The 13,469-nt window shown below is 71.0% G+C and carries 9 protein-coding genes and 1 tRNA gene; 1 reads left to right on the top strand and 9 read right to left on the bottom strand.

Annotation, left to right across the window (positions count from 1 at the left end; genetic code table 11):
* Positions 1-181 precede the first annotated feature (181 nt).
* The 7 genes from AB0J67_RS03190 to AB0J67_RS03160 all read right to left on the bottom strand — a co-directional run bounded on the left by AB0J67_RS03190 (position 182) and on the right by AB0J67_RS03160 (position 9,599).
* The gene (locus tag AB0J67_RS03190) at positions 182-1,624 is read right to left on the bottom strand and encodes a trypsin-like peptidase domain-containing protein (protein ID WP_363475674.1); all 1,443 of its coding nucleotides are present in this window, start codon (positions 1,622-1,624) and stop codon (positions 182-184) included.
* Between the two features lie 161 nt (positions 1,625-1,785).
* Positions 1,786-3,249, bottom strand: coding sequence for a sugar transferase (locus tag AB0J67_RS03185; RefSeq protein WP_363475704.1), 1,464 nt, complete (start codon positions 3,247-3,249; stop codon positions 1,786-1,788).
* A 227-nt stretch (positions 3,250-3,476) separates the two neighbouring features.
* Positions 3,477-4,619: an endo-1,4-beta-xylanase gene (locus AB0J67_RS03180; RefSeq protein WP_363475672.1), complete on the bottom strand. Its 1,143-nt coding sequence runs from the start codon at positions 4,617-4,619 to the stop codon at positions 3,477-3,479.
* 106 nt (positions 4,620-4,725) lie between these two features.
* Positions 4,726-5,892, bottom strand: coding sequence for a polysaccharide pyruvyl transferase family protein (locus AB0J67_RS03175; RefSeq protein ID WP_363475670.1), 1,167 nt, complete (start codon positions 5,890-5,892; stop codon positions 4,726-4,728).
* Positions 5,892-7,298 carry an oligosaccharide flippase family protein gene (locus AB0J67_RS03170; RefSeq protein ID WP_363475668.1) on the bottom strand — a complete coding sequence of 469 codons (1,407 nt, stop codon included), beginning with the start codon at positions 7,296-7,298 and terminating at the stop codon, positions 5,892-5,894. The genes AB0J67_RS03175 and AB0J67_RS03170 overlap by 1 nt, the downstream gene beginning before the upstream one ends.
* Complete coding sequence (locus AB0J67_RS03165) at positions 7,279-8,160, bottom strand: glycosyltransferase (protein WP_363475666.1); 882 nt, start codon at positions 8,158-8,160, stop codon at positions 7,279-7,281. The genes AB0J67_RS03170 and AB0J67_RS03165 overlap by 20 nt, the downstream gene beginning before the upstream one ends.
* A gap of 14 nt (positions 8,161-8,174) precedes the next feature.
* Positions 8,175-9,599 carry a hypothetical protein gene (locus AB0J67_RS03160; protein WP_363475664.1) on the bottom strand — a complete coding sequence of 475 codons (1,425 nt, stop codon included), beginning with the start codon at positions 9,597-9,599 and terminating at the stop codon, positions 8,175-8,177.
* 528 nt (positions 9,600-10,127) lie between these two features.
* On the opposite strand from AB0J67_RS03160, the gene AB0J67_RS03155 reads away from it, so the two are divergent.
* Complete coding sequence (locus AB0J67_RS03155; RefSeq protein WP_363475662.1) at positions 10,128-10,943, top strand: glycosyltransferase; 816 nt, start codon at positions 10,128-10,130, stop codon at positions 10,941-10,943.
* Positions 10,944-11,015: 72 nt separating this feature from the next.
* Here AB0J67_RS03155 and AB0J67_RS03150 read toward each other — a convergent pair whose 3' ends face one another.
* Positions 11,016-12,545: a TROVE domain-containing protein gene (locus AB0J67_RS03150; protein ID WP_363475660.1), complete on the bottom strand. Its 1,530-nt coding sequence runs from the start codon at positions 12,543-12,545 to the stop codon at positions 11,016-11,018.
* 275 nt (positions 12,546-12,820) lie between these two features.
* Positions 12,821-12,966: transfer RNA gene (locus tag AB0J67_RS03145), tRNA-OTHER, on the bottom strand.
* Positions 12,967-13,469: the final 503 nt, after the last annotated feature.

Raw genomic sequence — 13,469 nt, 5'->3', positions numbered from 1 at the left:
ACCAGGCGACCTTACGCTGCGAATTTGTACTATCACAGCCCTAATGTGAGCAAGAGCACTCGAAGGTGGCAGCCGCCGAATGGCCTGCGCCGCAGGCGTTCCAGGCTCGGACGTAACCTGTGCGCGGATGCGCCCAGGTACGTCCGAATTGCCTGGTCCGTGAATCTCCTGGTGCCCGAGCTCAGGCCCGCGGCGGCAGCGGCTCGGTGGGCGGGCCCGAGTCGTCGCCCCCGGACCACGTGGCAGGCGGCGCGGGGATCGGCGGCGGTGGCGGCACCTGGTACGCGTCGGCCGGCGCGGGCGGTTGCGGGGTCGGCACGTGCTCCGGAGCGGGGATCATGACCGCAGGGTGCTCGCCGGCGGTCTGGCCCCACCAGGTGCCCGGCGGCGCCGAGTAGGGCTGGGCCGAGGTCGGCGCCCACGGACCCGCGGAGATGGGCATCAGGCCCTCGTAGGGATGTGCGACGCGGCGGCGTCGGCGGGTCGCCAGGTAGACGACCACGCCGACCAGGCCGAGCAGCAGCACGGCGGCGAGCGCCAGGACCACCGGGTTGAGCAGCGGGTTGGCCGAGTCCCCCGAGCCGGCGTCGCCCTCGACCGCGAGCCGCTCGGCGGCCTGCTGGCGGTAGCTCGCGGCGGACTTGTTCGCCGGCGACGCCGCCAGCGTCTTGTCGAACTGCTCGACCGCCTCGGCGTAGCGGCCGCCGAAGTACGCGTTCAGCCCGGCCCGGTACGCCTGGTCGCCGGGGCTCAGGGCGTTGGCGACGTTGACGCTGTCCAGCAGCGACTTGATCGTCGCGCTGTCGGTGATCAGCCGGTTCAGCCGGTCCCCGCGCGGGTTACCGTTGATCATGCCGACGACGCGCCCGGCGGCGTCGAACACGGGCCCGCCGTGGCTGTAGCCGCCCAGGTCGGTGTCCATGCGGTAGCGCGGCGCAGCGCCCGACTTGTCCACTCCCACGATCTTGCTGGGCTTGGTGCGGACCGTGTAGGTGCCGCCGCGCGCGTTGGTGTCGTTGGTGCCGTACCCGGCGATGAAGTAGCCGGACGACGGGTTGATCTCGAAGTTGTCCGCCAGCACGACCGGGAGGTTCTCCGCCTCCAGCTTGACCAGCGCGACGTCGCCCTCGTTCAGCTTCCGGTCGGCCAGCACCTCACCCTTGATCGCCGGCGCCTGCTGCTGCCCTCCGGTGCCGATGCCGAGCTGGCCGTGCAGCTTGCCGCGCACCACGGGATCGCCGCTGAGGTCGGAGAAGAGGGCGGTGTCCACCACCCGTGCGGCGTAGGAGTCCAGCTGGTTGGGGGCGATCTCCTTCTTGCTCAGCTTGTCGCTGGCCAGCGTGTACGCCGCGGCCCACACGACCGACTCGGCCGTGGGCTGGACGCAGCGGCCGCTGGTGACCACCCAACCCGCCGCGCTCACGACGAACCCGCTGCACCGAAAGCTCGCGACCACGGGCGTGTCGGAGAGCGGCTTGCCGGTGACCTCGTCCTGGAACTGCCCCTCGTAGAGGGTCTCGAGGAACACCAGGGACGGTGTCGTGATCGCCTTGGCCCGCTCCTCCAGCGAGTACTCCGGCGCGGCGGCGATCGCCGGCGCAGGGGCGCCGACGAGCACTGCCACGGCCGTCAGCAATGCTCCAAGGGCATGCGTCGACATTCCGCGCAGGGGCATATCGATCTCCGGAAGGGGTGAGGGTGCGGCAGAGGGATACGTCGCAGGGTATTACACCCACTCCGGAGAGGTTCACCCCGCCGTTCGGCGAGAGGGCGCGGTCTGCTCGGTCAGTAGGCTCCGCGGCTGGCCAGGACCACGCTGACGGTGCGCCACAGGATGCCCAGGTCGTAGGCCAGCGACCAGTTGTCGACGTAGTACAGGTCGAGCCGGACGGCCTCCTCCCAGCTGATGTCCGACCGTCCGGAGATCTGCCAGAGACCGGTGATGCCCGGTCGCACCAGCAGCCGCCGGCGCACGTCGCCCTGGTAGGCGTCGTCCTCCGTGGGCAGCGGGCGGGGGCCGACCAGCGACATCTGGCCCATCAGCACGTTGACCAGCTGGGGCAGCTCGTCGATGGACAGCGCGCGCAGCCAGCGCCCGATCCCGGTGACCCGCGGATCGTCCTTGATCTTGAAGAGCAGGCCGTCGCTCTCGTTCTGGTCGCGCAGCGCCTCCAGCCGCTGCTCCGCGTCCACGTACATGGTGCGGAACTTCCAGACCCGGAAGGCCTTGCCCTGGTAGCCGATGCGGGTCTGCCGGAAGATGGCCGGCCCCCGGTCGGTGAGGCGGATCGCGATCGCGATGCCGATCAGGAAGGGGCTCAGCAGCACCAGGCCGACCAGCGCGGCGATCCGGTCCAGCAGGATCTTGGTCAGCAGCGAGAGGCCCGAGATGGTGGGCTCCTCCACGTTCAGCAGCGGCAGGCCCTCCACCGGCCGGACGTGGATGCGCGGGCCGGTGACGTCGGTCACCTGCGGCACCACCACGAGGTCCAGGCCGGTGCCCTCCAGCTGCCAGGCCAGCTTGCGCAGCTCGTACGACTCGAGGCTGGCCGGCCCGCACACGGCGATGGTGTCCGCCCCGATCTCGCGGACCAGCGGCACCAGCTCCCAGCCGACGTACACGGGGATCGGGGCGCTCACGGCCTCACCCGCGCGCGGGTAGGAGGGCAGGTGGATGGCGACGGGACGCAGGCCCGCGGCCGGGTTGCGCGAGGCGACCGTGTAGACGGCCATCGCGTCCGAGATCGTCCCCACCAGCAGCACGCGCTGCGAGGCACGCCGGCCCTTGCGGCGGAACCGGTGCAGCACCAGCCGCGCGACGAACCGGCCGAGCAGCGTGTACAGCACCATGGCGACGATCACCACGACCACCGTCATGCGCGACAGGTCCTTCTTGAAGGCGAAGGCCAGGAACGACACCGTCGCCGCCATCGCCAGCGTGGCGCGGAAGACCCGGGTCAGCTCCTCGGTGCCGATGCCCAGCGCCCGGCGCTGGTAGGCCCCGCAGGCCCAGAGCAGCAGCACCCAGCCCAGCGGCACCCCGACGTTCGCCACCAGCAGGAACGTGCTGACCTGACCGGCCAGCACGGGATCGTTGCGGAACCCGGCGTCGGCCTTCTCGAAAAGGGTGATCGCGGTGCTGCCGGCCGCCAGCGCGGCCAGGAAGTCCAGCAGGACGAGCCAGCCGACGTACGGCCGGTGCCAGCTCGCCCGGGGCGTGCCGGTGCGGGCGAAGACCGAGCGCGGCATGCCGTTGGCCGGTGGGACGATCACACCGAGGGCGGGGTCGAACGTCGGCGTCTGCCCGTCCGACAGCCTCGGCATGACCTTGGTGTCTGTGGTCACCCTTCGCGCCTTCCCGATCGCGTGCGCCCCGTGCGCCGCTGCGCTGAGCACTTTATGCAATGTGCGCTGATCTGCCTAGCCCTGGGCGAGACAGTGACCGTCCGGACCGGCCAGGTCGGACCAGCGGCCAGTCACGGCGTCGCGGAGGCCGTGGCCGGACGGGGGCGGCCGGCCGCCGCGAGCCGGCTCTCCGTGAGCAGCCTGCGCAGCGCGGTGTACGCCGGTTTGGGCCCGAACTCGGCGTTGTACACGCAGGCGGCGCCGTAACCGCGGTGGTATCCGGGAATCCAGCTGTGCCCGTCCGTGAAGCCCCACAGCGTGAACGACACGCAGGACGGCTGGTCCATGCAGACCGCCAGCACCTGCCGGTAGGCCCGCGCCTGCTGCTCCAGCTTCTGCCGGTTCGCCGGGAGCTTGATCCGGACGTCGAGCTCGGTGACCGCGACCTTCAGACCCGCCGCCGTGAACCGGGACAGGTTCTCCGGCATGCGCACGGGGGGCGCGGCGGCCTCGATGTGGAACTGGAAGCCGACCCCGTGCACCGGCACGCCTTCCGCGCGCAGCCGGGTGACCAGCTGGTACAGCATGTCGGACTTCGTGCCCCGCCCTTCCGCGCCGTAGTCGTTGATGAACAGCACGGCCTGCGGATCGGCCTCGTGCGCCCAGCGGAACGCGTCGGCGATGTAGCCGGGGCCCAGCTTGCGCAGCCAGATCGTGTCGCGCAGGGCGGAGCCGTCGTCGGCCAGCACCTCGTTGACCACGTCCCAGGCCCAGATCCTGCCCTTGTAGCGGGACACCACGTTGGTGATGTGCTGGCGCAGCAGCTCGCGCAGCTCGTCGGGCGAGGTCACCCGCGACAACCAGAACGGCAGGTCGGTGTGCCACACCAGGGTGTGGCCGTAGACCGACTGCCGGTTGGTCTTGGCGAAGTCGACCAGCCGGTCGGCGGCCGCCCAGTCGTACTCACCCCGGGACGGTTCGAGCTGGGCCCACTTCATCTCGCTCTCGGCGGTCACCGCGTTGAACTCCCGGGCCAGCACCTTCCGGTAGGACCAGTCCGCGTTCAACGTCTTGACGCGCACCGCCGTGCCGACGCGCAGCCCCTGCGGGGCGAACGCGCGCAGCGACGGCTCCGCGGGCGAGGGCTCGGGCGCGGGCGCCGGCGCGGCGGCCGGCGACCCCTGCGTCCGCGAGTCCCACGCGCTCTTTCCCGCGGTCAGCGCGATCACGACGAGGACCAGCACGACGCAGACCGCGAAGATGTTCGCGGCCATGTCAGCGCGTCGGGACCGGATCACCGCGCGACCGCCTCTCTTCTCGTACCGGAGCGGACCCGACCGGGGGCTACCACGACGACGCGGACGGCCCCCACCCGGGCAGCTAGCCGCGAACGGCCCACGGAGCGGCGGTGAAGTTGATCCGCGCGCGGTGGGCGAACTCCTCCCGGTCCAGCGCGGGCATCTGGTTGGTGTCCAGTATCGCCGCGAGCGCCCCCACGACGGCGTCCGGGTGGTCGGGCACCCGGCCCAGCCGCAGGCCCGCCGGCTGGCCCAGCTCGTCGAGCAGGTGATCGCACTTGGGCTGGTATGGCACGAGCGCGAACGGGACGCCGGCGACGTACGAGAAGATCGCGCCGTGCAGCCGCATGTGCAGGCCGAGGTGGCACTCCTTCATCGCCTGCCACGTCGCCCGCACGCCGTCGGCGGCCGTCACCACCCGCACGTCGCACAGCCCCTCGACCGCCGCCCGCAGCCGCTCGCTCACCCGCACGTCACCGTGCACCGGGTGCGTGTTGAACACGAACACGGTCACGTCGACGGCTTCCTTCTGCACGAAGTCGCGGATGCCCTCGATGAGCACGTCCTCGCGCAGCTGCGCCTCGCGCCCGGCCGACTCGTAGTCCACGCCCAGCAGCGTCACGCCCAGCCGGGGCCGCACGCCGTAGGACGGGCGCGCGACCGGCGGCAGCTGCTCGCCCAGCGCCTCGGGCAGCAGGCCCGCCAGGTCGCCCGCGGCGACGAGCTGCCCGCCGAAGCCGGCCTGGCGCAGCACGTCGACCGAGGCCTGGTCGCGGACCGCGATGTAGTCCATGGTCTTGATGACCTCGGTCAGCCGCTTCTGCGAGGCCGGGTCGAGGAACGGCCCGATGGAGACGCCCACGGCGGCCATCGGGCGGCCCGCCGCCCGGGTGAACAGCGAGTACATCCGCTTCTCGCTGAGCGGGCCCATCTCCCGGAACACCGAGCCGCCGCCGAAGAGCACCATCGACGCCTCGCGCATCAGGCTGGCCCGGCTCAGCAGGGACCCGACGCGGTTCTTCAGACCGTGCTCGCCCTCGTACCACCGGGGGTCGATCCGGGTGCGGTCGGCGGGGAGGTCGACGATCGGCGGCGCGGCGAAGATCGGCTGCTCGCTGCCCCAGTACGCGGACAGGGCCCAGTCCAGCACCACGCAGAAGGCGTTGTCGCCCACGTTCTCCATGCCGTAGTAGCCGACCACCAGCGGGTTTCTCGCCGCTGCACGAATACTGTCCCGATCGTTGCGCACTAGCCGTCCCTCGTGAGTCTCTTGCGAATCTGTGCCCAGCTCGGCACCGGGGCGCCGGCCACCACGTTGCGGACGACCTCCTGCCAGAACATGCCGAACAGGGCGGCCTCGGCCACGACCGTGGCGATGGCGCCACCCAGCATCCCGTACAGGGGCAGCGTGACGATCAGCCCCACCACGTAGATGCCGGCGCCGATGCCCTGGTAGACGACCTTCCGGCGGAGCAGGCCCCCGGTCGTCAGCAGCGAGGCCACGCCCGCGCCGGCGAAGCGCAGCGGGATCGCCGCGGCGAGCACCGCCATGACGGCGACGGACTCCTGGTACTCCCCGCCGAACACCACCGGGATGCCGAACCAGCCGACCGCCCCGACGAGCACGGCGATCACTGTGCCGAACGCCAGCATGCCGGTCGACCCGAAGCGGTACGCCATCAGGACGGCCTCGTTGTCGGAGCTCGACCAGCGGTGCAGCTTGCCGAGCAGGAACTGCTGGAAGACGACGCGCGGGATCAGGTAGACGGCGGCGAGCACGCTCATCGGCACGGCCATCAGCGCCGCGGCCTCGGGGCTCAGGAACTCGCCGATCACCACCGTGCCGCCGTTCATACCCACCAGGTAGAACACGTTGCCCAGCATGAACGGCGACGCGGCCGCGACCAGCGCGCGCCATGCCTGCGGCGGGGCGCCGCCCGCCCGGACCAGGCCGTGGCCCTCCAGCCGGGTCCGCCCGGTCCAGAAGGGACGCAGGACGACCAGGCACGGCACCACGGCGACCAGTGCGGTGGCCGCGTAGCCGAGTGCCACGCCGAACAGCGACAGGTCGAGCCACCAGGCGAGCAGGACCACGCTGATCCGCCCCACGTGCGGCAGGAACTGCAGGATCGCGACCGCGGAGTAGCGGCCCTGCAGCTGCAGCGCCGACGCGGCGCAGCTCGCCGCCGCCTGGGAGAGCACCACGGAGGCGAGCATGATCCGCACCGAGCCGTGCGTGGTCTGCACGCCCTCCAGGACTCCCCAGCCGACCAGCACGGCCGCCAGCACGGCGGTGCCTCCCAGCACCAGCCACAGCGACCGCCGGACCCAGCGGAACGCCGCGGCGCCCTCGCGGCCGAACACCTGCAGCCACAGCTCGGGGACGCCCGCCACGGCGAGCGGGGCGGTGAGCGAGATCAGGGAGAGCACGGTCATCAGGAAACCGAACTCGACCTGGGGCAGCGTGCGGGCGAGCACGATCTGCGTGCCGAACGCGGCGAGGGTGACCCCCACCTGGCTCAGCCCCAGCAGGCCGACGCTCACCGCGGTGCGGCGCAGCCGTCCCCCGGCGGGTGGCGCCGCGTGGCGCCGCACCGCTCCGGTGGCCGGCCGGCCGTCCGCGCCGTCCTTCTCGTCAACGGCCGATGCTGACAAGCCACTTCCCTATCTCGCTCATCGCCCGCAGCCCTTTGATCATCAGGCCGAGCCCCGGCCGGCGCCGCGGGCGGTACGTCTCGATGAGCGAGAACCAGATGCCGAGTCCGTCCAGCCGGCCGCGGGTGACGTTGCCGTCGTGCCGCCGGAAGCTGATGATCGGGTGGGCCAGGTGCTGCGGCCGGACCCCGGACCGCAGCGCGCGCAGCATCAGCTCGATGTCCTCGAAGATGCGCAGCGACTCGTCGTAGTGGCCGATCCTCTCCAGCAGCGCCCGCTCGACGGTCGTGCCCGAGTGCTTGAAGGGCAGCCGCGGCCGGGTGAGCACGCCCATGAGCATGCCCTGCGAGGAGCGGTACTCGGGCAGGCGGATCCGCTTGCGCGAGCCGTTGGAGTAGAGCTCCTCGTAGTCCGCGTAGATCCAGTTGGTCCCGGTGCTGGCGATGAGGCGCTCCAGCTTCATCAGCGCGTCCGGGCTGAGCTCGTCGTCGGAGTCGAGCACGGTGATGTACCGGCCGGCGGCCGCCCGCAGCCCCGCGTTGCGCGCGGGGGCGATGCCCGTCGGGGGCTGCCGGATGACCCGGATCCGGCCGTCGTAGAGCACGCCGGCCTTGGACAGCACCTCGGTGACGGGGATCTGCGAGCCGTCGTCGACGATCATGACTTCGAAGTCGGTGAAGTGGTTCGCCAGGACGCTCTCCACGGCCTTCACGAGCAGGACCGGGCGGTCCCGCACCACGATGCAGACCGAGAAGGTCGGGGTCACCGGCCGGGTCGGTGCGGTCTGGGGCAGGCCCGACTCGAACACCGGCGGCTGGGTGGCGCGCTGCACAGGGACGGCCGCGGGTGCGGATGCCCTCACTGGAGATTCTGTATTCATTGACGTTCCCCGTTATCGGCTCCGGTCGCCACACGACCGGAAGCCGCCCGATTACCAGAGATCACGATGATCACGATGTGGCAGAAGAGAAACAACCACATGAAGTACGGGTACGACATCGGCTTTTGGGTCAGCCCGAAGACGAACATCGTGACGTACAGCACAATCAGCGCGTGCCGGCCGGCACGGTCGCAGAAGCGCGAGGTGAACCGGTAGAGACCCGCGAAGACCGCCACCACCAGCAGCAGGCCCACGACTCCCCAGGTCACGGCCACCCGAACCAGGTCGTTGTGCATGTCCCAGGGCTCGTAGCCGAACCCGAAGCCCCACACGTCGGCCGACGCCTGGCCGAAGATGTCCGCCACGTCGCCCCAGACGGCACCGCGGCCGTGCATGAAGTTGTCGGAACGGATGTCCAGCGAGCCGATCTCGGTGAAGGTGATCACCACCCGGGACCAGATCGTGGGCCCCCACTGCCAGGCCGCGAAGCCGGCCACCAGCAGCACACCGCCGAGCGTGTACCAGACGGCCCGCTTGCTCACCGCTCCGGACCGCGCGGCCCGCACGAGCAGGCCCAGCCGCGGCACCTCGAACGCCGCCACGATGATCACCAGGCACACCAGGGTCAGCCGGTGCAGGCTGACCGCTCCGGTGGCCACGAACAGCACCATGAGGGCGTAGCGCTTCACCGCGGTCAGCGGCAGGTGGTCACGCATCAGGTACAGCAGGAGCACCGCGAAGATCAGCAGCCGGCCCAGCGACATCGGGTGGTAGTAACCGCCCGAGGCGCGACCGATGAAGCCCTGCGGCAGCTGGAAGAAGAAGGAGTACGGCACCACCCCGGCCACCTGGAGCCAGGCGATCAGGCTGTGCACGAACGCACCGGCGAGGATGACCCCGGTCACCAGGCGCAGCCGGCCCACCGCGAACCACTGCGGCCGCCGGAGCAGGACCGGCAGCAGCAGCAGCGGCGCGAAGCCGGTGAAGGTGCGCACTGCCTCGTTCACGATGCCGGAGTGCGGGGCGATGTAGCCGCCGTAGATCGACGTGCGCCGCACGTCGAACAGGGCCAGCAGGTCTGCCCGGCCGGACGTGGCCAGGTAGGCGAACACGGACAGCAGCAGCACGAAGGCGACGCCGAAGATGGCGACCAGCAGCGATCCGGGCACCGTGCGCAGATCCCAGGCGACGATGGCGAAGGCGACCACCATGCAGCCGGAGCCGGCGACGGTCAGCAGCACCCCGAGGTCCACGGCGTTGGCGGCGGACTTCTCGCTGACGATGTCCAGGAACGGCTTGATCGCGATCAGCGCCAGCGACAGCGTCGTCATGAGCTGCGCGAGGCGCTCCAGCCGGGAGCGGGAGGCCGGCAGGTCCGGCGAACCGGCGAGGTCCGCGGGCGCGGTTATGGATCCCTGCATCAGCCCGCTGCCGAATTCGTGGCAGAACGAGACGAATAGCTCAGAAAGGCGGATTCCACGAACTGGTCCACGTCGACGTGACCATTCGCAGTAAGGAGCCAATTTCGGCTATCGACCCTTGTGTCCACTTTGCCTCTATCTCGCGTCGAGCATTCCCCGCAGGTAAAACGAGGAGACAATAACAGTCCCGAGGCCGGGTCGCCGAGTCCAGAACGGCGGCAACCGCCCTGGCCAGCACGTCATCGACGCAGCGCGATCGGGGTCTGGGACTTCCTGCGGCACAGGGCCTCGCCCGCCCCACGTGATCATCTTGCCGGGGCGCCTCTTCAGGCGATTCCTGAGCGCACAAATCGGACTAGAGGGGACTCTCCGCCCACGAGCAAAGGGCGGCGCAGATCACCACCTCGACCTTGCGAGATGCGACTGACATGCGGCAAGCTGTCGCCCGTGCATAACGGATCGCCGCCTGTCGCCACCGAGCTGCCCGAACAGCCAATTCTTGACCGACGGCCGACGCGGACAATCAGTGTGATCGTCGCAGCGCACAACGAAGCCACGGTTATCGGCAAATGCCTTGATTCCCTCCTTGAGGGAACAGAACCGGATGAGCTGGACATCATCGTCGTGGCGAACGGCTGCAGCGACGCGACCGCGGCGGTGGCCCGCACCCGGCGCGGCGTGCGCGTCATCGAGCTGACCGAGGCGGGCAAGGCCCTGGCCCTCAACGCCGGCGACGCCGCGGCGACCACCTTCCCGCGGGTCTACCTCGACGCGGACGTGGTCCTCACCAAGGGCGCGCTGAGCGAGCTCGCCGACGCCCTGGACGAGCTGGCCCCCCAGGGGGTGCACGCGGTGATGCCGCGGCGCAGCCTGGTGACCACCGGCCGGACGCTGCCCGTCCGCGCCTACTACGCGATCAACTCCCGGCTGCCGATCTTCGAGGACGCGCTCTTCGGCCGGGGCGTGATCACCCTTTCGCGGGCCGGCCGCGCCCGGTTCGACAGGTTCCCCAACCAGGTGGCCGACGACCTGTTCCTGGACTCGCTGTTCGACTCCGCCGAGAAGCGCCAGATCGCGACCGCGACGTCGTTCGTGCAGACCCCGGTCCGCGCCCGCGACCTGATCCGCACGCTGGCCCGGGTGCGGGCCGGCAACGTCCGGCTGCGCGCGACCCACACCGGCATCCGCGAGACCAAGCGCTCGTCCTGGCTGCGCGACGTCGTGCTGCCCCGGCCCACCCTGCTCCCCGCCGCGGTGTGCTACGTCGCCATCACCGTGATCGCCGCGCTGCGCGCCCGCCGCCAGCGCGAGGGCAGCTGGGGCCGGGACAACTCGACGCGCTGAGCCGCGCCGCCCGCCTGCGACCGCAAAACAGCCGCGGACCCCCTCTTCGGAGGGGGTCCGCGGCTGTTCGGGTCAGAACGGCCAGGCGGCCCGCTCGCCGGACTCGATGAGGCCGATCATGCCGAACGCCGCGTCGGTGAGGCCGCCGAAGGTGTGGCGCCTGCCCGTGGCGGGCGTGTGGCCCAGCCGGTAGCCGGCCAGGTTCCAGGTGTAGACCGGGACCGTCGCCGGCACCGCGGCGGCCACGTCGCTGCTGCCGTGCCAGTTCGCCTGCTCGTCGGTGAGGATCACGACGCGGTCGTGCTTGGCGTAGTGCTTGCGCACCGCGTGCTCGGTCGCCGTGCCGCCGCCGAAGAACCAGCCGCCGCTCTTGAACCGCTGCACCGCCTTCAGCACCGACTCACCCCGACGCAGGTCGAACACCTTGGTGTCGTTCGAGAACGACACCACCGTCGCGTCCGCGGCCCGCGCCGCCAGCGCCAGCCCGAACATGGTGGCCGCATCCCAGCAGCGCAGCGAGCCGTCGCGGCTGAAGGTGCTGTTCATCGACCCCGAGGTGTCGATGAGGATCAGCGTGCGGCCGGCCAGCCGGGGCACGCTGCCCAGCGCGGACTGCAGCGCCTGCTCCAGCGGGTACGCCCAGCGCAGGCTCGGCGCCGCGTTGTACGCCGACAGGAATCGCATCGGCAGCACCCGCGACCGGGCCACCTCGTCCGGATCGGACAGCTTCGCCGCGACCGTGGCCGCTACCGCGTCGCTCACCCCGGCCTGGTCGAAGTTGCGCAGGTTGCGCAGCAGCGCGAGGTAACCCATCGACGGGATCACCGCCGACCAGGCCGCCGCGTCCAGCGGACCCTGCCGCCAGCCGGCCAGCGCCTCCCAGGTCATCCCGGCCGCCGCCAGCACCCGCGGGTCCTGCACGGCACGCCGCTGCTCGGCCGGCAGCGCCGCCAGCTCGGCCCGCGCCCGCAGCACGCCCAGCGCCTCCGGGATCGGGTTGTCCCGCCGGTGGCGCCGGTCGAGCGCGTGCCGGAACAGCTCGCCCTGCGCCGCGTCGCGCGGGGTCGGGTGGGTCAGCTCCAGCACGTCGGCGAACCGCAGCGCGTGGCTGTCCGAGTCGTACTTGAGCAGGCTGCGCTCGTGGTAGAGGCGCACCGCCGCGTCGGCGATGCCGCGCTTGACCGGCTTGGGCAGCGCCCGGCCGTACGCCGAGAGCCAGTACGCCAGCGCTTCGCCGGGCTCGTCGGCCCGCTGCAGCGCCGCGGCGACCATCGCGCGCGAACCGGGGATGCCGGCCGCGACCTGCGCCTTCGCGCCCTCCAGCGCGGCCACCACGGAGGCGCTGCGCAGGTTGGCGCCCAGCCGCAGCCACGGCACGAACCGGGTGAACCACTGAGGGTCGGCCACGGCCACCTTGGCGACCAGGTCGCGGAAGCGGTTGTCGCGGTCGTCGGCGCGCTCGTAGAAGGTCTGCTCGCCCACCATGTTCGACACCGCCAGCAGGAACAGCTCCAGCTTCGGCTCGCGGGCGTACCCTGGCGCGCCCTGGGCGGTCTTGCCCGCCGGGCGCTTGAGCAGCGTCGTAACGTTGAACTTGGCCATGTCCCCTCCCCCGGGGGTCAGGCGGGCGCGCGAAACCCAGCCACGGAGTACGGGGAAGGGAGACGCGCCTCCCGAGATCAGATCGGCGGCGGTGTGTGACGGCACTGCCGTCGTTCATAGCGAATGAAGTAACCGCTGCCAGCGCACCGGGAGGTGCGGGATTGAATCTAGGTCCCGCCCCCTTGCGGGGCAACGGATTTAGTCCGGTGGCACGCCCGAGATCGAATCGGCGACGGCGCGATGGCGCTCTACCGCTGAGCTACCGGGCCCCGAAAAGGCCCGGGCGGGAGTCGAACCCGCGACCTCCCCATTAAGATTGGAAGTAGCCGTCACCTGCGCACCGGGCGTGCCACTGGACGTCTTCCGAGATCAGAGTCGGCTGCGGCACATTCGGCTGCTCTACCACCTGAGCTACCGAGCCCCTGAGGCTCGGACGGGACTCGAACCCGCGACCCGCCGATCCCGAAGTATCCACTGCCTGCGCACCGGAAGACGTGACTCGAATCTAGATCCCCGACGGCACCGTCGCAATCGGATTCCGGGGCGCCCCAATGGCTTATGGGCGGGCCGGAAAAGCACACGACCGGCCCGAGATCGAGGGGGCGACGGCAGCCCGTTTCCGGGCCCAGTTCACAGGCCGCACCAGCGGCCTCCGTGGAGTATCCGTCGCCGGCGCACCGGGCCGGTCGTCGACGCGTCCTCCGAGATCAGAAGTCGGCAGCGGCGACGCTACTGCTCTGCCATTTGAGCTACCGAGCCGCGAATGGCCCGGGCGGGAGTCGAACCCGCAACCCGTAGAGGAAGAAGTAGCCGCTGCCTGCGCACCGGAGAACGCGAAGATCAGGCTAGGCGCACCTCTCCTGCCCGGCAACCGGTTTGCCGCCGTGGCCTACTCGTCTCGGGATGTGCGTACATCCCGCAACG

This window comes from Catellatospora sp. NPDC049609 (assembly GCF_040675365.1).
Classification (GTDB): domain Bacteria; phylum Actinomycetota; class Actinomycetes; order Mycobacteriales; family Micromonosporaceae; genus Catellatospora.
Note: the sequence above shows the minus strand (reverse complement) of the source record. Positions and strands in the feature narration are given on the sequence as shown.